The sequence below is a fragment of the Thermoflexus sp. genome, from assembly GCF_034432235.1.
GTDB lineage: Bacteria > Chloroflexota > Anaerolineae > Thermoflexales > Thermoflexaceae > Thermoflexus.
Genome location: NZ_DAOUCJ010000059.1, coordinates 1 through 20,024, shown reverse-complemented (window position 1 = coordinate 20,024; position 20,024 = coordinate 1). Strand labels below are relative to the sequence as shown.

Genomic DNA, 20,024 nt, shown 5'->3' with positions numbered 1-20,024 from the left:
CTCAATGCCGCCCTCCTACGCTCTCCGGGAGCGCCACCCGCACCGTATAGGGGGCGGGCTCCGTGGTAAACCGCGCCAAGGCCGCGATCGCCAGCACCACCCGCCGATCGGGCCCGGCTTCGATCAGCCATGCCCCGCTTCCATCCGCCCTCAAGGGCAATCGCTCCACCTGCGCTTCCCCATCCTTCCGGAGGCGGAGGATCTGGAGGGCGAAGCGAACCGGCACCCGGGAGGACACCCGGGCCCACCCCTCGGCCTCCCACCCGGCCTCCCCTTCGGCTCCATCCCAGAACCCGATCTCCGGGATCTCGATGGCATCGAGGGCCACCCCGGGACGGTTGACGGCGTCGTCGGTGACCACCTCAAAGCGCAGGTGAATCACCCGCCCCGCGTAGGGCGTGAGATCCACCGTCTCGGTGATCCAGCGGGGCTGTTCCCCGCCGCCGCTCACGCCCGTGTAGCCCCACCCCAGGTTGTTGTGATTCGGGTTCGCGCTGGTCCCGGAGGGCACCTGCAGCAGCGTCCAGCGGCGTCCTCCGTCGGTGGAGACGCTGACGTAAGCGTAATCCCAATCCTTTTCCAGATCATACCAGATCCGATAGCGCAGGGTGGCCCGGGATACCCCCCGCAGGTCCACCGGACGGGTCAGCCGGGGATTGCTGTCATCTCCCCGCACCGCGTACCAGAAACGCTGCCCTTCGAAGGGAGAAGCGGCGATCAAAGGAAGAGTGATGGAGCCCTGGAAGGCGAGGGCCAGGCTTTGCCCGGCCGGCAGCTCGATGTAATCGGCGGCGTAAGGGAACACCGTGTCCCGGATCTCCTCGGGAAGACGGCGCACCCGGGCGGCCAGGCGGGGCTCCGGAAGCCGCAAGGCCCGGTAGCGCGGTCCAGAAGGGGGCTCCGCGTGATCCAGGAAGTTCGCCGCGACCCATTCCAGGAAGAGGGTATCGGCATCCTCTTCGGCTCCGATCTCCCGCAGCACGGCGTCCACCGCGGCCAAGCCGTTCTCCGGATGGGCCACCAGGCGCCGGGTGGCTTCCTCCCCGAAACGCTCCAGGAAATATTCGAGGAAGAGAAAAGCAGCGCCGTAATGCTCGGCGTTCCCCTCCTCCTGCGTCCCCCAGGCGTTCAGCTGGGTGTCCGGGCGGGCTAAGAAGGCCGTTTCGAAGCCACCCACATCGAAGCCGGTGAGGAAAGCCGCCAGCTCCGAAGCCCCCTCGTTGAGCCAGGTCTCCTCATTTCGATCCTGGTGCCAGTGGATCATGTGCTGGAATTCGTGGGCCAGCACCCCATGGTAGAAATCGGACCGGACGCGCACGGCATCCAGGTTGATGTAGAACATCTCCGCCTCGTTGGAATCGGACCGCACCGCCCGGGGGAATTCATCCTTGCTGGCGTAGTAGCCGGCCACGCTTCCCAGCCTGCCGGCGTGGAGGACAAAGAGATGGGGATCGCAATCCACCCCGGGCGTCCATTCACTTCCGAAAAACGCGCGGACGGTGGGGTAAGTCTTCCCCTCGAAAGTTTCGGCCGCCGCCCGCAAGTCCGCCGGATCCACCGTCCGCCCTTCCTCCACCCAGAGGTAGAGGTGGGGGGTTTTCGCCCGCAAGACGGCGGTGACGGTGAAAGTTTCGTTCGTGTCCGGGTTAGAGACGAGGAAGGATCGCCGGGCGCCGATAGGAAGATCCCGCTCCGGCCGGCAGGCTGTCTCAGGCGTATCGGTGGGAAGACCGAGATATCGCACCGCCAGATCCCGAAGATCCCGCACCGGAGGATCCACCTGCTGGAGGGCCTGGAGAGTCTCCTCCGCGCGGACATCCCCAGAAGGGGACGGCCTCCGCATCGGTGTGGCGGCCGGGCTCTCGGGTGAGGGGATCCTGCCGGGCATCTCCCGGTGCCCGCACATCCCGCTCAGGACCAGCGTGAGAAGAACCCATCGGAATACTTCTGTTCGCATCATCGGAGGCTCCAGGGGAACGTCCAGCCACGCCTTTATCATAACGCCGCCCCCACCGACATGGGAGGCCCCCAGGGACCCATCCAGGGAACTCCGCCCATCCTGGTCTGACGACGAGCCCCATCACGCAACCTTCCAACGGGAAAGCCCCGGACGCCCACGATATGAGCGAAAGCACCCCGAATTCCTGAAGATCGACACCCGTCGCCTGCTCAGGTTCAGATTATAGTGTAAGAAAGTCGATCCGAACGCCCCTTCTGGGCCCTCAGGCCTCCGCAACTTGCAATGTGCGGGAGGTTTGCTCATGGCTCGCCCGATGGTCACGGTGGACGGAAACGAGGCCGTGGCAAACGTGGCCTATCAGCTCAGCGAGGTCATTGCGATCTATCCCATCACCCCCTCATCCCCCATGGGGGAACTGGCGGATGAATGGGCCGCGAAAGGACGTCCCAACCTGTGGGGGACAGTGCCGAAGGTGATCGAGATGCAGAGCGAGGGCGGGGCCGCCGGGGCCATTCACGGCGCGATCCAGACTGGCGCCCTGGCCACCACCTTCACGGCCTCCCAGGGCCTGCTCCTGATGATCCCCAATATGTATAAGATCGCCGGGGAGCTGACCCCCCTGGTGATCCACGTGGCCGCCCGCACCATCGCCACCCATGCGCTCTCCATCTTCGGCGATCACAGCGACGTGATGGCCGCCCGCCAGACCGGCTTCGCTATCCTGGCCTCCGGCTCCGTCCAGGAGGCCCAGGATCTGGCGCTGATCGCCCACGCAGCGACTCTGGAGTCGCGCGTCCCTTTCCTGCACTTCTTCGACGGCTTCCGCACCTCCCATGAGATCAACAAGATCGAGCTGCTCACCCCGGAGGATCTGCGGGCGATGATCGATGAGGAATGGATCTATGCCCATCGGGCCCGCGCGCTCTCCCCGGATCATCCCTTTATCCGGGGCACGGCGCACAATCCCGACACGTATTTCCAGGCCCGGGAAGCCGTCAACCCTTACTACCGGGCCTGCCCCACCATCGTCCAGAACGCGATGGATCGCCTCGCCCGTCTGGTCGGGCGCCATTATCATCTCTTCGACTACGTGGGGGATCCCGAGGCCGAGCGGGTGATCGTGCTGATGGGCTCGGGGGCGGAGGTGGCGCATGAGACGGTGGAATATCTCAACGCCCGGGGCGAGCGGGTGGGGATCATCAAAGTGCGCCTCTACCGGCCCTTCTCGGTCGAGCACTTCATCCAGGCCATGCCGCCCACGGCGAAGGCCATCGCCGTGCTGGATCGGACGAAGGAGCCGGGCAGCGCCGGGGAGCCCCTCTACCTGGACGTGGTGGCCGCGGTGGCGGAGGCCATGGCCTCGGGGATGGCGCCGTTCCGCCAGATGCCACGGATCATCGGTGGGCGATACGGGCTTTCCTCCAAGGAGTTCACCCCCGCCATGGTCAAGGCCGTCTTCGACGAGCTGGCGAAGGAGCGTCCGAAGAACCACTTCACGGTGGGGATCTGCGACGATGTAACCCACACGAGCCTGGAGTTCGACCCCTCCTTCTCCACGGAGGATCCAGAGACCGTGCGGGCGGTCTTCTACGGCCTGGGGGCCGACGGCACGGTGAGCGCCAACAAGAACTCCATCAAGATCATCGGGGACGAGACCGACTATTACGCCCAGGGCTACTTTGTGTATGACTCCAAGAAGTCCGGCTCGGTGACAGTCTCGCACCTCCGCTTCGGCCCGCGGCCTATCCGCTCCGCTTACCTGATCCGCCGCGCCAACTTCGTGGCCTGCCATCAGTTCGGCTTCCTGGAGCGCATGGATGTGCTCCAGGTCGCTGAGCCCGGCGCGATCTTCCTGCTCAACAGTCCCTACGGGCCGGAGGAGGTCTGGGATCACCTCCCCCGCTCGGTCCAGCAGGCGATCATCGAGAAGAATCTCCGCTTCTACGTGGTGGACGCCTACCGGATCGCGCGGGAGCACGGGCTGGGGCCGCGCATCAACACCATCCTGCAGACCTGCTTCTTCGCCCTGACCCGGATCCTGCCCCTGGAGCAGGCGGTGGCGAAGATCAAGGAGGCCATCGTCAAGACCTACGGCAAGCGGGGCGAGGCCATCGTCGAAAAGAACTTCGCCGCGGTGGACGCCGCCCTGCAGCACCTCCATGAGGTGAAGGTCCCCGGTCGGGTGACCAGTTCCTTCGACCGCCGCCCGCCGGTGCCGCCCGAGGCGCCGGAGTTCGTGCAGCGGGTGACCGCCCGCCTGATCGCCGGCGAGGGGGATCTGCTGCCGGTGAGCGCCTTCCCGCCGGACGGCACGTGGCCCAGCGGGACCAGCAAGTGGGAGAAGCGCAACATCGCCCAGGAGATCCCGGTTTGGGAGCCCGATCTGTGCATCCAGTGCGGCAAATGCGTGATGGTCTGCCCCCACTCGGTGATCCGGGCCAAGGTCTACGATCCGGCCCTGCTCGCGGACGCCCCCCCTACCTTCAAGCACGCTCCGGCCCGCTGGCGAGAGTTCAAGGATATGGCCTACACCATCCAGGTGTCCCCGGAGGATTGCACCGGCTGCGCCCTGTGTGTGGAGGTCTGCCCGGCCAAGGACAAGTCGGATGTGAGCCGCAAGGCCATCAACATGCGGCCTCAGGCCCCGCGGCGGGAGGCTGAGCGCCGGAACTGGGAGTTCTTCCTCCAGCTCCCCGAGGTGGATCGGCTGCGGGTCAACATCAGCCAGGTGAAGGATGTGCAGCTGCTGGAGCCCCTGTTCGAGTTCTCAGGCGCCTGCGCCGGTTGCGGGGAGACGCCCTACCTCTCGCTGCTCACCCGTCTGTTCGGCGACCGCCTGGTGATCGCCAATGCCACCGGATGTTCCTCCATCTATGGGGGCAACCTCCCCACCACCCCGTGGACCTACAACCGGGAAGGGCGCGGGCCGGCATGGTCCAACTCCCTGTTTGAGGACAACGCGGAGTTCGGCCTGGGGATGCGTTTGAGCCTAGATAAGCAACGGGAATACGCGCAGGAGCTTCTCAAGCGGCTCAGCGCCCAGATCGGCGAGGCCCTGGTGGAGGAACTGCTGAACGCCGATCAATCCACAGAGGAGGGGATCCGGGCGCAGCGGGAGCGGGTGGGATGGCTGAAAGCCCGCCTGCGGCAACTGCCCGACTCCCCTGAGGTCCGTGATCTGCTCGCCGTGGCGGACGCCCTGGTGCGCAAGAGCGTGTGGATCATCGGAGGCGACGGCTGGGCCTATGATATCGGCTACGGCGGCCTGGACCACGTGCTGGCCTCGGGCTACGACGTGAACATCCTGGTCCTGGACACCGAGGTCTACTCCAACACCGGGGGCCAGATGTCGAAGGCCACCCCGCGGGGGGCGGTGGCCAAGTTCGCTGCGGGCGGCAAGCGCGGCCCCAAGAAGGATCTCGCCCTGATGGCCATGAGCTACGGCAACGTCTACGTGGCCCGTGTGGCGATGGGGGCCAACGACACCCACACCTTGAAGGCCTTCCTGGAGGCCGACTCGTATGAGGGGCCATCCCTGATCATCGCCTACAGCCACTGCATTGCCCATGGCTACGACCTGCGCTACGGCATGGAGCAGCAGAAGCGGGCGGTGCTCTCCGGCTACTGGCCGCTGATCCGCTATGACCCGCGGCGGCTGCGAGAGGGCCTCAATCCGCTCCAGATCGACTCCAAGCCGCCGAGCCTCCCGCTGTCCCAGTATATGTATAACGAGACCCGCTTCACGATGTTGCTCCACAGCCGACCGGAGATCGCCGAGGAGCTGCTGGAGGAGGCAGAAGCTGACATCCGCTTCCGCTGGCGGATCTATGAAGCCCTGGCCCAGATGCAGCTCGATGGACACAACGGGGGCGGTCCTTCCCCCCGGTAGCGATGTTTCTGCCCCAAGGCGCTCCAGGATTCTTTGAGGCCGGGCCGGCCATCCCTGGCGGCTGGCCCGGCCTCCCATGGAAATCGCTGGATCGGGAGGACCTCCAATGGTTGATCTCTCCACCCGCTATCTGGGCATGCACCTGAAGAACCCCCTCATCGCCTCTTCCTCGCCTCTGACCGAGGATCTCGACACGCTCCGCCGGCTGGAGGAGGCCGGGATCGCCGCTGTGGTGCTGCCCTCGCTCTTTGAGGAGCAGATCGCCCGGGAGAGCGAGATGCTGGATGATGGGCTCTCCTACGGCGAGGAGAGTTTCGCCGAGGCCCTGCGCTATTTCCCGGACCTGCAGGATTACCATATGGGGCCCCAGGGCTATCTGGAGCACATCCGTCGGGCGAAGGCAGCCCTCTCCATCCCGATCATCGCCAGCCTCAACGGCGTCACCACCGGGGGATGGATCCGATACGCCCGTCTGATGGAGGAAGCAGGGGTAGACGCCCTGGAGCTTAACCTCTATTACCTGCCCACTTCCCCGGAGGAAACCGGCCAGACTGTAGAGGAAAACTACCTCCAGCTGGTGCGGGATGTGGTCGCCTCGGTGCGCATCCCGGTGGCCTTAAAGCTGAGCCCCTATTTCAGCTCCCTGCCCTACATGGCGAAACGGTTCGAAGAGGCCGGGGCGGCAGCGCTGGTGCTGTTCAACCGGTTCTATCAGCCGGATATCGACCTGGAGACACTGGAAGTGGTCCCCAACCTGGTGCTCAGCACCTCCCATGAGCTCCGCGAGCGCCTGCGCTGGGTGGCCATCCTGTATCCTCAGGTGCGACTGGACCTGGCGATCACCGGCGGCGTCCACACGGCCGAGGATGTGCTGAAGGCGATGATGGTGGGGGCGAAAGCGGTGACCATGGCCTCCGCCCTGCTGCGTCACGGCCCCAAGTATGTGCAGCAGCTCCTGGAGGATATCCGCCGCTGGATGGAAGAACACGAGTATGTTTCGATCGCGCAGATGCAGGGGAGCATGAGTCGCCAGCGGGTCGCGAATCCCGCCGCTTACGAGCGGGCGAATTATATGCGGGTGCTCAGCTCCTTTGCGTGGCGCCACCGGCAGAAGTTTCATCGGCCATAAAACCCCAGGCTTACACGGTTGGCTGGAGCTGGAACAACGGGATAGCCCCGCGCCACAAGCGGCGCGAGGGGAACAACCGCCTGCCCTACACAAAGAAGCGCACGGTGAGGATCTCCTTCGGCCGCACCGAAACCCGGAGACAGGAGCCATCCGGCCGGAGCGGTTCCCGAGAGGTTTCCATCAAATCGGCCCGCCAGGCTTCCCGGATCGAACGCCAGAGGGTGAAGCGGACCTCCAGAGGCTGCTCCGAGGCGTTGTAGCCGCGCACGATCAACCCCTCTCCCTCCTCAGGGGCCTTCACGGCCGTCAGGACGAAGGCCGCCGGTTCCACCTGGATGAACGACCGTTCCCGGAGCTGGCCGGGCCCGGCCACTGCCATGGGAGGCGCCAGGAACCGTTGGGCCTCCCGGATGGCCTCCCAGCGATCCAGGAAGGGAATCAGGCCGTAACGGAAGGTCCATCGCCCGATCATCTGCGCGGAGGGCGTGGGCAGCGGCGGCCCGGCATGGCCCCGCCGGGAGCGCAGATCCCCCCGCGACAGCCAGCCCACACACCGCAACAGGGTGAGGACCAGTTCCACCCGTCCCTCCGGATCCTTCCGCGCCTCGATCTCCGGAAGGCCCTGGTTCACCACCAGGAACCCTCCCGATGCATCCTCCACGAAGGCGAAGGCCTGCTGGGGCGCGGTGGGAACCGGCTGCTCCACCCAGGTCTCCTCCGGCGCGATGGCCAGGCCCACCGGGCGAACCACACCGTCGAAGGCGCTCTCCGTGACCCAGATCTCCGACCGGATCCCGGTGGGAAAGACGGCGCGCAGCCGATGATCGGTGGCCATGTTCTCCACGGTCGTCTCCAGATCCACCCGGGGAACCCCCGGCCGGAGCCAGGCCCGCACGGTAACCGGCAGGGAGATCCTTTCCCCGGACCGCCCCCTCCGATCCGGACGCAGACCGGCCGGGATCTCATACCGAAGCTTCACCTCCAGACACTGTCCCAGCGGCCCTTCCTCCCACGCCCGGGCCCGCGGCGGCTCCACTGGCCGGTCCACCCGCTGATCCTCCTCGAGGGGCTCGTGGTTGTAAACATCCCCCGCATCCCCTTCATCCTCCAGCCGGTTCAGGCCGGACCAGCGTCGGCCGGTCCTCCGATCCTCCAGATCGAACGTCCCATCCTCCGGATGGACAGCCAGCCGGAAGAACTCGTTTTCGATGAACGGCTCCTCCCGCGCCTGCCGCGGGATCCGCCGCGGCTCGCCCGGCACGATCTGCAGCCGATACGGCTGAAAGCCCACCCCGGGAAGCTGCGAGGCCTCGAAGACCCAGCGGGAAGATCCTCCCATGACCGCCGATACCGTCCACGGCGCGGAGATCCCCGGCTGTGTTTCCTGGAGCCGGCGGCCGATCTCGAAAACCGCGGAGATAATCGAATGATCCATATCCGCGGAAGCATCCGCCCACTCCGCCCAGATCCGCCGTCCCGGCGGATCCACCCACACGCGCTTCGCGGCGTATCGACCGACATGGATCCAGAGCAGCCGGTTCAGGAACTCTGGCCACCCCTCGGGGTTCACCACCCACTCGTCGCGATCGCCCGTTTCCCGCTCCAGCTCAAACATGGGGATCTCCTCCCCTTCTTCGGTGAGGAGGCGATAGGTCAAACCCGACGGGAGCGCCGGGAGAATCATCTCCACAGGACCCCGGGCGAAGCCGGGGATGGGGTTGTAAACCATGAGGGTCTGGTCCATCGAGGCCGGATCCGAGGCCAGCCAGCCGGATGGGGGTCCCACCCGCGCCGGCTGGAGAAGGCGACGGATCGCCTCTTGACTGACGAGGCGGGCGATCTGCTCCGCGTGATCGAAGCGCGGCTTCATGTCTTCATGGGCCTCATCCACGCCGGTCCCACAAATCGAATCGTGGAAATGGTTCTGGAGGAGAAGCCGCCATGCCTCCAGGAGGAAGGGACGCCGGTCCAGGCCGCAGATCCCATAAGCGAAGGCCAGCAGCGGCTCCGCATAGCGCTCCAGCCAGACCTGAACGAGAGCGTTGCGCTGCTTGATCCACATCCGGGTGGAAAGAACCCCGGGGAGGACCGGATGGCGTTTGCTGGAGCGCAGCTCCCCCCGGACCACCGGAAGGTCCTCTGCCTTCCCGCCCAGGGCCGATCGCACCGCCCTGATGTAATCCTCCAGGGAGGCGTGACGCAGGCGCAGGTCCGGGAGATTCTCCTGAGCGGCATGGAGCCAGCGGCTCAATTGGGGATGCGGGAAGAGATGATCCGTCCCGTTCATCAACAAAACCAGGGGAACGGGGGTATGCGGCGCCAGGGAGAGCGCCTGAACCTTCAGATAGACGGCGAGGGCCTCCGCGTCCTCGGGGATCCAGGCGGCGTTCCCATAACCGTCCCGGAGATACACGGTGAAAACGCGGGTGCCATCGGGGGCTTCCCACCAGAGCAGCGTCGGCTGATCGTCGAGGCCCCGCTGGAAGACCGCCGCCTCGATCCCGAACCCCCGCAGGATCTGCGGCAGCTGCCCCACATGTCCGAACGGGTCCGGCGTGTAGCCGACGGCCATCCATCCCCCGAGGCGGCGGGCGATCCGGATCCCGATCATCAGGTTGCGGATGAGGGACTCGCCGCTCACCAGGAACTCGTCCGGCAGGATATACCACGGCCCGATCCACAGCCGGCCCGCCTCTACCGCCTTCCGAATCCGGGGCTCCAGATCCGGGCGGATGGCCAGCACATCCTCCAGAAGCACCGACTGGCCATCGAGCAGGAACCCCGCGAACGCCGGATCGCGTTCGATGGTCTCCAGGACCTGCTCCAGCAGGTCCACCAGACGGTAGCGGAAAGCCTGGAAGGGGCGATACCACTCGCGATCCCAGTGGGTATGAGTGACGATGAAGGCTTCAGGGTCCATAAACGCCTCCAGTGGGTAGAGCCTTCTTATATGAGGACGGCCACCCCAGCCTTCTCATTTCTCTTCCTCAAACCAGCCTGCCGGTCCCCAGATGGGATTGGTCATCGCCACCATCGGCAGATCGTCCGGCGTCTCCTCCTCAAAATGCCGGACCCCTCGCAGCTCCGCCCGCACATAGCCATGCGGCCTCAGGTCCAGCTCCGTCGTCCACTCAAACGGCGAGCGGTCGATGGCGAGGAAGGCCTGCTCGCCGAGCCGGGAGAGCAGCCGCAGATACAGGCCCTTTCCCTCCCGCACCACGCAACGGATCCGGAGCGGGCCGGGCGGTGCCTCGTCGCCCACCATCCAGCGGCGATCCCGACGCTCCGCCGTGAGCTCCAGCCATGGCGCGTCCACATCGGCGGTGATCACCACCCGGCCGGAACGGATGGCGGCGAGGATCGCCGGGACCGTCCGCGCCGCGGCGTAGACCCATGTGGTGGGATGGCCGACCTGATAGAAAGGCGTCCCCTCGCCGGGCCGGTCCTGATGCTTATCGCTGCCGCCCACGGCCGTCACCCGGTGCCCGGCTCGCAACAGCCGATCCCAGAACGCCAGGGATTCCCGGTTCCGCAGGGGCCACGGCCCCTGCCACGCCTCCACGGCATCCACCGGGAGATCCGTAGGATATTCCCACGGCGGTCCATCGGTCTTGGGATGGTTGATGGAGACCAGCGCCCCCATCGCGTGGGCGGCATCGATCACCGCCCGCAGCTGCTCCGCGGTCCGACATCGGAAATCCAGCCAGTGAGAGATCCCCCACGCGTTCATATGGCCGTAATAGGTGGTCACCTCCTCCCCCGGGATCAGGAGGAGATCCGGCCTGCTCCAGGCTTGAAGATACGGAAGATGACTGACCGTGTTATGCTCCGTCACCGCCAGGAAGTCCAGGCCGCGCCGGCGAGCCGACTCGATCAGATCCTCCAGGGAACCCGGGGCATCGCTGTGGTGGCTGTGGCTCTGAAGATCCCCCCGCAGCCATCCGGCTTCCCCATCGCCGGCCGGCGCCGTGGGGGAGGGCGATCCGCCGATATGCGGCGGAGGGGGATGGGGCAGCTCGCCCTCCTCCTCGGAGGCCTCCACGATCACGCGGCAGGCGCACCCCTGCGGCGCGATCCGGTAAAGCCCCAGGATCACATGCCAGCGGCCCGGAAAGAGCGGCCCGGGCAGGTAGCCCGGCGTGGCCGAGCGGGGGGTCAGGATCGCCTCGCTGCGCGCGCTTCCGCTCCATCCCCGGAAGCCCTCCGCCCGAAGGAAATCCGCCCCCCGCGGATCGAACAGGCCCATGTCGATCACATTCGGGCTGTCCGGCCGGCCCTGGCCCTCGAAGACATAGCGGACCTCCAGGCGGGCGACTCCGGGCGGAACCTCAAAGGGGAGCAGCACATAATCCGAGGCCGCCTTATCGGCTGGCGTGAACTGGCCCTCCCAGTGCAGCAACGTCCTCATCGGCGCTTCCCTCGCAGCGGAGTATTCCGTCGACCCTCACAACGCCAGCTCCCCGCTCTCCCGGAAAAAGAGGGCCCGGGCTATGGGCACATGCACCCAGACCTGCTCCTGCAGCACCGGCGGTTCCTCCGCAGCCAGGCGCATGGCGATCCGCTGGGCATCTGCCTGGACCGTGACCAGCGTTTCCACCCCCAGGGGCTCCACGGCGTAAACCCGGGCGGCGAGATGGGTCGGCCCGGGCCCTTCCGCCAGGGAGAGATGTTCAGGCCGAACGCCCAGCCAGAGCGTCTCCCCATCCCGGAAAACCTCCCGCACGGCCTCCGCCCGCTCTCCCAGGGCGAGCGCCTGCCCATCCCCCAGGATCAGCACCGCCTCCGCCCGCTGGAAGCGGCAGCGGAGCAGATTCATCGGCGGGCTGCCGATGAAGGTCGCCACGAAGGTGTTGCGAGGCCGCCGGTAGATCTCGATCGGCGTTCCCACCTGCAGCAGGCGCCCTCGATCCATCACCCCGATGCGATCGGCCAGCGCCATCGCTTCCGCCTGATCATGGGTCACGTAGATCGTGGTGATGCCCAGGGACTTCTGGAGATGCTTGAGGAAGCTCCGCGCCTCGAGACGGAGCTTGGCGTCCAGGTTGCTCAGCGGCTCATCGAAGAGGAAGGCCTGCGGCGGATAGACCAGGGCCCGGGCGACGGCAGCCCGCTGCTGCTGCCCGCCCGACAATTGCCCCGGCCGCCGATCCAGGAGGTCCGCGATCTGCAGCACCTCCGCCACCTCCCGGACCCGGCGTTGGATTTCGGACCTGGCGTAACGGCGCACTTTGAGCGGGTAACCGATGTTCTCCAGGATCGTCATGTGCGGGTAAAGGGCGTAATCCTGAAAGACCATCGCGATATCCCGGGACTGCGGGGGGAGATCCGTCACATCGCGCTCGCCGATGAAGATCCGCCCGCGGGTGGGACGCTCCAGACCCGCCACCATGCGCAGCGTGGTGGTCTTCCCGCACCCGGAAGGCCCCAGCAGGGCGAAGAACTCCCCATCCTCGATCGTCAGCGTCAGATCGTCCACCGCCACCACTGTCCCGAAAACCTTCGTCACGCCTTCCAGCCGGATCCGCGCCATCGCAGGCCTTGCCTCCTCAAAAATCTGCGTCCGGCACCTCCAACATCGGATGCTACCGGTTTGCCTGCCCCGCTTCGCTTTGCCCCATGGGAGCGCGCAGCGGTTCCATTCGATCGGCTCCTCACCGTTTGATCCCGCCGAAGAACCGGAACCCGTAGCGGGCGTTCACAAAGAGATACAGGCCCAGCACCGGCAGAGCGTAGAGCAGCGCGTAGGCCGAGGTGAGGGTGAGGATGGGCGTGCCGGCCTCGGTGTAGAATGAATAAATCGCGATCGCCGCAGGCATGCGCTCCGGGGTCCGCAACAGCACAAAGGGGATGAGGAACGCCCCCCACACCTGCACGAAGGCCCAGATCCCCACCACCATCATCCCCGGCCGCAACAGCGGCATCACCACATCCCGCACCATCTGCCACGGCGTCGCCCCGCACACCATCGCCGATTCCTCATAAGAACGCGGAAGGCCCTCCACGAAGTCCCGCAGGATGAAGATGGCTGTGGGCAACAGCCCCCCCGTGAACGCCAGGATCACCCCCATATAGGTGTCCACCAGCCCCAGGGCGTTGGCCAGAAGAAAGATGGGGACCATGGCCGCCGTTCCGGTGACCACCGAAGAGAACAGGATCAGCCCGTAGGTCAGCAGATCATAATAGGGCACCTCCGCGCGGGAGAGGGCGTAAGCGGCCAGGGTCGCGGTGAGGGTGACGGTGAGCATGGTTCCTCCGGCGAGGAGCATGCTGTTGAGCAGCGCGCGCATCGCGAAGGTGTTGGCGAAGACAGCTTCAAAGTTCGCCAGGGTGAACGGGCGCGGCAGCTCCACCGCCAGCGTCCCCCGGGCGTTGAAGGGGGCCAGCAGCAGCCAGAGCATGGGCAGGGCGAAGAAAGCCCCCACCAGCGCGGCGAACAGCGAAAACCCGATGCGCGAGAGCACACTGCGGACCGTCTTCATCGGGCGCGGGCCTCCCGGCGCAGCGTGGAGAGATAGACCAGGGCGAGGGCCAGGTTGATCATCATCATCACCACCGCCACGGCCGCCCCCCGGCCGAACTCGAAATTCTGGAAGGCGATGCGGAAGGTGTAGATCGAAACCACCTCCGAGCGGAACGTCGGGCCGCCGGCGGTGATCAGATAGGGCGTAAACGTATTGAACGTCCAGAGGGTGATCAGCACCAGATCGGTGAGGATGTGGCTGCGGATGGAGGGCAGGATGATGTCCCGAAAGGCCTGCCATGGACGGGCGCCCGCCACTGCAGCCGCCTCCAGGTAAGAAGGCGGCAATGTGGCCAGCGCCGAAGAAAACAACAGCATCGAAAAGGCCGTCCCCCGCCATGTGTTGAAAATGATGATCGAAAGCAACGGCCGCTCGATCAGCCAGTCGACCCGCCCCAGGCCCAGCGCCGAGAGGACGGCGTTCAGCGTCCCCTGATCCCGATCCAGATAGGCGACCCACATGAAGGCGACCACCACATCGGGGATGATCCAGGCGAGGATCGCCAGGGTATACACCAGCTCCCGCAACAGCCCCCGCCGGCGATAAAAAGCCCAGGCGATGGCCAGCCCCAGCCCCGCCTGGCCGATCAGGCCGGAGCCGATGACGAAGAGCACGCTGTTGCGCAGGGCGTTGCCGAAATAGCCCCGGACCATCCAGTTCTCAAAATCGAAGAGGGCCTGGAAATTCGCCAGGCCGACGAACTGGGGCCGCAGCGCGGCCTCGCCGGTCAGGGTCTGGTTGGTGAGGCTGATCCAGAGCACCCAGAAGGAGGGGAATACGAGGAAAACCGCCACAAAGAACATGGCGGGAAGCAGGAACAGCACCCCAACCTGCATCGAGAGGATCGGACGGCGCGGGGTCACCCATCACCTCCATCCGGGAAATCCAGCGAAGGGGAGCGGGGCGCCCGGGGCGCCCCGCTCCAGACACCCCTCCCACCGGCCCCACGCGGATCAGATATCCTCACCGCGGCATCAGATCCAGCACGTTGTCCGGGCCCACCAGGTCGGTCACCTCACGGGCGTAAGCGTCCATCGCCCGCTCAGGGGTCATCTCGCCGGAGACCACGCGCTCGGTGGCCAGCTGCGCCGCCTGGGAGACCTTCGGGTAGACCGGGAGCATGGGGCGCACCGTGGTCAGCGGCAGCAGCTTCGCCAGCTCCGTCATCACTGGGTCGCCCGTCACCGGCACGTCGTCCCGGGCCCGGATCCGCGGCTCGATCTTCTGGAACTCCATCAACATCTCCTTACTGAACATAAACGACAGGAAGGCCCAGGCCTCCTTCGGATGCTTGGTGTTGGGGTTGAGGATGAAGCCAGTGCCGCCGGAGATGGTCACGAAGTCCTGCCCCCGGTAACCCTTGCCGGGCTCCTTCGCGGGGATCTTCGCCCAGCCCACCACCTCGTCCCGGTTGGGGATCGCCCATTCAGACTTGGCGGCCGGGTTGAGCACCGAGCGCCAGAAGAAATCGCCCTCCCACAGCATGGCGATCTTGCCATCCCGGAACAGGGCGAAGGACTGGTTGCGACCCTCCTTGATCAGCTGGAGGCGCTGGTCGCCCAGCTTCTCATCGAGGTAGACCCGCTTGTAGAAATTCAGGGCGTCCAGCATCGCCGGGCTGCGCACGATCCACTTGTTTTTGTCCCAATCATAGATGAAGGAGCCAGCGGAGAGCAGCACGGGGTAAAAGCCCTGCATGGTGGTCGCCTCGCCCATCGCAGTGCCGGCGTTGACCTGCATGGGGGTCACACCGGGGAGGGCCTTCTTGATCTGCCGGGCGGCCGCGAAGATGTCCTCCCAGGAGGTCGGCTGCCAGTTCTCCGGCAGGCCGGCCTGCTTGAAGAGATCCTTGCGATACCAGATCACCCGGACGTCGGTGCCGGTGGGGATGCCGTAGCGCTTGCCCTGATACATCAACAGGGCCTGCACCGTTTGCGGGATATGGGACCAGCCCTCCCACTGGTTGACCTCAGGGCCGGCGATCTCATCCAGCGGCTTGATCAGGCCGCCAGCGACGAACTCCGCCGTCCAGAAGCCGTCGAAGGCCATCACATCGTGCCCCTTGCCGGCCTTGAGGTCCAGAGCGTATTGCGCCTTCAGCTCCTCATCGCTGCCCCCGAACTCCACCAGCCGGACCTTCACCGGGGTCCCCTGGGCGGCCATCCGCTGCTCGAAAGCGGGGATCACCGTTTCGGTGAGCCACTTCACGAGATTGGCGTTCACCCCACCTTTGACACAGCGGCAGGTGATGGAGATCTCCACGGGGGCGGGCGTGGGGGAAGGCGCAGGGGTGGGGCTGGGAGCCGGCGTGGGCGGCGGGGCGGCGGTGGGGGTAGGCGTCGGCGTGGCCGCCGGCGCACACGCGGCGACCAGGAGGACCACAACAGCCATCCACGACAGGGCGGAACCGATCGCGCGTTTCATGGCGACCTCCCTTACACAGAGTTTCTCTCCATCTTCTGGATTCAGGGCCCCGCCTCACGCGGCGGCCCGCAGGACTCCCGCTCGATCAGCGTCCCCTGAAGCAGGATATGCTTCGGGGAGGGGCGGCCCTCCAGGATCTCGAGGAGCATCTCTGCGGCCAGCCGGCCCAGCTGTCGCCGGGGCTGGGCCACGGTGGTCAGCATCGGGGTCACATACGTTCCTTCCTCCAGCCCATCGAAGCCGATGATGGAGAGATCGTGGGGAACCCGCAGGCCAGCGCGCAAGGCGGCCTTCAGCGCGCCGATGGCCGTGAGGTCGTTGTAACAGAACACCGCCGTGGGCCGGGGATCGGCCTCCAGCAGCCGGCGCATGGCCGCCTCGCCGCCCTCCACCCGACCGTCTCCCTTCACCACCCACTCCGGGCGAAGGGGCAGCCCCGCCTCCCGCAACGCCTGCCGGTGGCCGCGGTAGCGGTCCTGGTTGCTGCGCCCGCCCCGACGGCTGCCGATGTAGGCGATGGCCCGATGGCCCAGGCCGATCAGATAACGGGCGGCCAGATATCCACCGTGCACGTTATCCGTAGCCACCGAATAGACATACGGCCCCGTCTGGTGGCTGTTGATCAGCACGATGGGGATCTGCAGGGCTTCCAGCATAGGGAGGTAACGGCTTCCGAGGCGGGAAGCGGCCACAATGATGCCGTCCACCTGTTTGGCGGCCAGGAGCTCCACGATAGCGCGCTCCTTCTCCGGATCCTCGTGGGACAGGCTGAGGAGGATCCCATAGCCACGGGCCTGGGCGACCATCTCGATCCCCTGGACCACCTCCGTGTGGAAGGGGTCACTGAGGCGGGTGACCACCACGCCCAGCGTCTGGGTGCGACGGCCCTGGAGGGCCCGGGCCACCGGGTTCGGCCGATACCCCAGGGCCTCGGCGATGGCCCGGATCCGCGCCCGGGTCTCCGGGTGGATCTCCTCGCTATCCCGCAACGCCCGGGAGACCGTGGTATGGCTCACCCCCGCCGCCCGGGCGATGTCCTTGATCGTCACGCGCATGGGGGTGCACACGTGTGCGAAAATTTAGCCTAATTATATGGATATCGTGTTCGCCTGTCAAGAGAGTCCCTTTCTTAGCTCAGGGGATCGGAGATCAGAGAGGGGGTTTTATGCGCGCTCTGGCCTTGGGGAATCTTCACGACGGCTGCCTATACGCCAGCCGGTGTCCCATTGCCCAGGAGATCTGCATGCGGCAGAAGCCCGCGCTGAAAGAAGGGGAGGCCGGCCCCTTCGTGGCGTGTCACATGCGATCCTGAAGACGGGAGCGGGCGTTCCGGCGGAGGGCCCATCCGATCACCAGAGCGAGCCATCCCAGGCCGAGGGCCGGCGGCAGCGTTTCTCCGCCCCGCCCCACGCGGATGCGCGCGAGGGCCACCGGGCCAGCCTCTACGGTCACCCGGGCGGCGTGCACCCCGACCGCCAGAGGAAGCTCCACCGACCAGCTCCCGGCGTTCAGGGCAAAGAAACGGGGCGGGCCGCCGTCGATCTCCACCCGCAGGCGGCCCCCCGCCTCGCTGGTCCCCTCCAGACGCAACCGGCCCCCATAGAAGGTCCACCCGACCCGGGCTCCCGGAAGGCCCCGGCGAACCCCTTCCCCGCTCTCGGACCACGGGCCTTCCCAGCGCAGCGCCCAGTGGGCCGCGGTGTGCGCCCCCGGATCCATCCGGGGAGGCTGGCGGAGATAGGCTTTCAGGGCCTCATAAGCCGGAAGAGGGGTGAAGTCCGGCTCCACGATGCTGAAATAGTAGAACGATTGGTTCCGCTCCCGATCGGAGGCCCGCTTGAAAAACCACACGTTGGCCACCGCCACCCACGGCCACTCCCGCCGGATCCGCTCGAAGGCTTCGACCAGGTAGCGCGCCTTCTGCTCCTCCGTCACCTGGCCGAAGCGCTTGTCTCCCACCTCGTCCGGCACCGCGTTCCAGCCCATCTCCGCGATGTAGATCGGCTTGTGGGCGTCCCCATGGCGCACCATGACATCCCGGATGTAGAGGGCCCGGTTGATGTTGATGACATAGGGCCGGAGACGGCGATCGGTGGGGCCGGACCAGAGGCCGTATCCCTGGACGGAGAGGGCATCGAAGCAGGCTCCCGCCCCCGCCCGATACATCCGCTCCAGGAAGACCACATCGTTGATCCCATTGGGCGGATAGGGGTTCAGGGAGAGGGTGGGCGCCAGCGCCCCCGCGATGACCACGATGCGAGGATCCACCGCCTTCAGCCGTCGATAGGCCCGACAGAGCAAATCGGTATACGCTTCCGGATCCACGGCGCACGTCGGGCAGGATCCCCACTCAGGGGCGATGTTGGGCTCGTTCCAGATCTGATAGTGGAACACCCGCCCGCGATAGCGCCGGGCCACCACCTCGGCGAAATCGGCGAAATCCTCGGGGTTGTCCGGAGGGGCGAAAGCGCCCCGGGCTTCCCCATCGTGGCGCGACCAGGCCGGCGGGCTGGTGAGCCGCACGATCAGGCGCAGGCCATAGCGCCCCGCCAGATCCACAATGTGATCGTATTTCTCCCAGGCCGACCGATAGGGGATATGCCGGCGGTCCTCGAAATCCCCCTTCCGATGGATCTCGATGTCCGCCCACGGGAACTCCTGGCGGATCCAGCGGAAGCCGGCCTCGGCGATCATGCGCACGGTCCGCTCCCGCTTCTCCGGCTCCACTTCCTGCTCCAGGAAAGTGTTCACCCCAAACGGGGGATCATCCGTGTAGGGAATGGATCCATCGGAGGCCAGCTGCAGCGCCGGACGCAGGGGGTTCGTGAGGTAATGGAGAACCCCACGCAGACGGGCCAGCGGGTTTTCCTCCCCGGTCACCTCATAGGCCCAGGCCATGCCCGCCGAGAAAGCCCAGGGGGCTCCCCAGGGAATCAGGAGCAGAAGGATCCAGGAGAGGATGAACCGGCGTCGAGGCATCCGGGGATTCCCTCCGGCAGGAACTGGCGGCGCGCCGGCAGGAAACTCCAGGACATCCGCATCTGAAAAGCCGAATCGCCTCTCTCTACGATGAGCCCGGGAGGAGGCCCTCAGGTGGAGGCGAAAGGCAATCGCGTCTATCGCTTCCTGGAGGTTCCAGACGATCGGGCCGCCTTCGAGGAGGCCTTGGCCCGGGCCTTTCGGGAAATCGCCTTCCGCCTGGCGGGGAGAGGCGTTCCCTGGTTCAAATAGGCCTCGATCTCCTCCCGGGCCTCCTCAAAACGGCGGATCAATTGCTCATCGGTGCCCTTGAAACCGGCCACTGCGCGCTGGGAACACGCAGCGCAACCCAGGGAAGCCCGATAGCTGTCCATATCACAGGTCAGACATCCCGCCAGCCGGATCACTGTTAAGGACAGCGCCAGGGTGTCCGGGTGATCCTCCGGCAACCGGGCCACCCGGCGCACCAGCGCCTTCCAGGCCTTCCCCCGGGCCTCCGCCAGCAAAGGGATACAGCGCGGTGGGAACAGGATCTCACTTTCTGGATACATCCAGGCCTCCCAGGATAGCGGATGGATTCCGGATCGGGACCAACCGGATCCTCTAAGCAAATGACCCGCTTTTCCCTCCCACAGCCCGAAGGCCGCAGGAGATGAGACCGCGTTTTTCTACATTCTACTTCGGCGATCCATCCCAATGACAACCCGCATCTGTTCATCAAATCAAATTAATAAGTGCGCAAAATTGGCAATTATAAACCTAATTATTTGGTAAATAATGACATTATAAGGCGGAAATAATTTTATATTATAACGAAGATGGTTCTATATCTTCCCGAAACAGCATGGGGGTGGGTTTGACAGGCCCAGGGCTTATGCAGCGGAGCCCTCCGGAGGGCGGGCCCCGTAACGATCCGCCTTCTTGGGTCAGCGGGCTTTTTTGCTCCCGTCCCTTCCCTGCCCCGCTCACGGGGCTTTTCAATGTTCCAAGAGATCGGGGGATGCAGGGGGCAAAAGCCCCCTGCGGGGGGTGTCCCCCCCACCTTCTCCCTTCACCTCCTGTAAGGATGCTATAATTCCAGACAGCAACCTTTCAGGGCCGATCGACGCCCTCGGCTCCCGA

General features: G+C 65.9%; 12 protein-coding genes. 2 read left to right on the top strand and 10 right to left on the bottom strand.

The annotated features are described in order from the left end of the window. Position 1: 1 nt before the first annotated feature. Positions 2-1,957 (bottom strand): immune inhibitor A, encoded by a 1,956-nt coding sequence (locus VAE54_RS06935; protein WP_322801220.1) that lies wholly within the window; start codon positions 1,955-1,957, stop codon positions 2-4. A 304-nt stretch (positions 1,958-2,261) separates the two neighbouring features. On the opposite strand from VAE54_RS06935, the gene nifJ reads away from it, so the two are divergent. After that, a complete protein-coding gene (nifJ, locus tag VAE54_RS06930; protein WP_322801219.1) occupies positions 2,262-5,849 on the top strand; it encodes a pyruvate:ferredoxin (flavodoxin) oxidoreductase in 3,588 nt (1,195 codons plus the stop codon). 106 nt (positions 5,850-5,955) lie between these two features. After that, positions 5,956-6,978, top strand: coding sequence for a dihydroorotate dehydrogenase-like protein (locus VAE54_RS06925; RefSeq protein WP_322801218.1), 1,023 nt, complete (start codon positions 5,956-5,958; stop codon positions 6,976-6,978). A gap of 85 nt (positions 6,979-7,063) precedes the next feature. On the opposite strand, the gene VAE54_RS06920 is transcribed toward VAE54_RS06925, so the two are convergent. The 9 genes from VAE54_RS06920 to VAE54_RS06880 all read right to left on the bottom strand — a co-directional run bounded on the left by VAE54_RS06920 (position 7,064) and on the right by VAE54_RS06880 (position 19,453). Further along, on the bottom strand, positions 7,064-9,898 hold the full coding sequence (locus VAE54_RS06920; RefSeq protein ID WP_322801217.1) for an alpha-mannosidase: 2,835 nt from the start codon (positions 9,896-9,898) through the stop codon (positions 7,064-7,066). Positions 9,899-9,952: 54 nt separating this feature from the next. Beyond that, positions 9,953-11,386 carry a CehA/McbA family metallohydrolase gene (locus tag VAE54_RS06915; RefSeq protein ID WP_322801216.1) on the bottom strand — a complete coding sequence of 478 codons (1,434 nt, stop codon included), beginning with the start codon at positions 11,384-11,386 and terminating at the stop codon, positions 9,953-9,955. A gap of 36 nt (positions 11,387-11,422) precedes the next feature. Beyond that, positions 11,423-12,508, bottom strand: a complete 1,086-nt coding sequence (locus tag VAE54_RS06910) for an ABC transporter ATP-binding protein (protein ID WP_322801215.1) — start codon at positions 12,506-12,508, stop codon at positions 11,423-11,425. Between the two features lie 121 nt (positions 12,509-12,629). Next, positions 12,630-13,457 (bottom strand): carbohydrate ABC transporter permease, encoded by an 828-nt coding sequence (locus VAE54_RS06905; protein WP_322801214.1) that lies wholly within the window; start codon positions 13,455-13,457, stop codon positions 12,630-12,632. Next, on the bottom strand, positions 13,454-14,362 hold the full coding sequence (locus VAE54_RS06900) for a sugar ABC transporter permease (protein WP_322801213.1): 909 nt from the start codon (positions 14,360-14,362) through the stop codon (positions 13,454-13,456). The genes VAE54_RS06905 and VAE54_RS06900 overlap by 4 nt, the downstream gene beginning before the upstream one ends. 100 nt (positions 14,363-14,462) lie before the next feature. Then, positions 14,463-15,923: an extracellular solute-binding protein gene (locus VAE54_RS06895; RefSeq protein WP_322801212.1), complete on the bottom strand. Its 1,461-nt coding sequence runs from the start codon at positions 15,921-15,923 to the stop codon at positions 14,463-14,465. Between the two features lie 41 nt (positions 15,924-15,964). Further along, positions 15,965-16,978, bottom strand: a complete 1,014-nt coding sequence (locus VAE54_RS06890) for a LacI family DNA-binding transcriptional regulator (RefSeq protein ID WP_322801211.1) — start codon at positions 16,976-16,978, stop codon at positions 15,965-15,967. Positions 16,979-17,219: 241 nt separating this feature from the next. Further along, the gene (locus tag VAE54_RS06885; RefSeq protein WP_322801210.1) at positions 17,220-18,902 is read right to left on the bottom strand and encodes a cellulase family glycosylhydrolase; all 1,683 of its coding nucleotides are present in this window, start codon (positions 18,900-18,902) and stop codon (positions 17,220-17,222) included. A gap of 137 nt (positions 18,903-19,039) precedes the next feature. Beyond that, entirely contained in the window at positions 19,040-19,453 is a 414-nt protein-coding gene (locus VAE54_RS06880; RefSeq protein WP_322801209.1) for a hypothetical protein, read from the bottom strand. Positions 19,454-20,024: the final 571 nt, after the last annotated feature.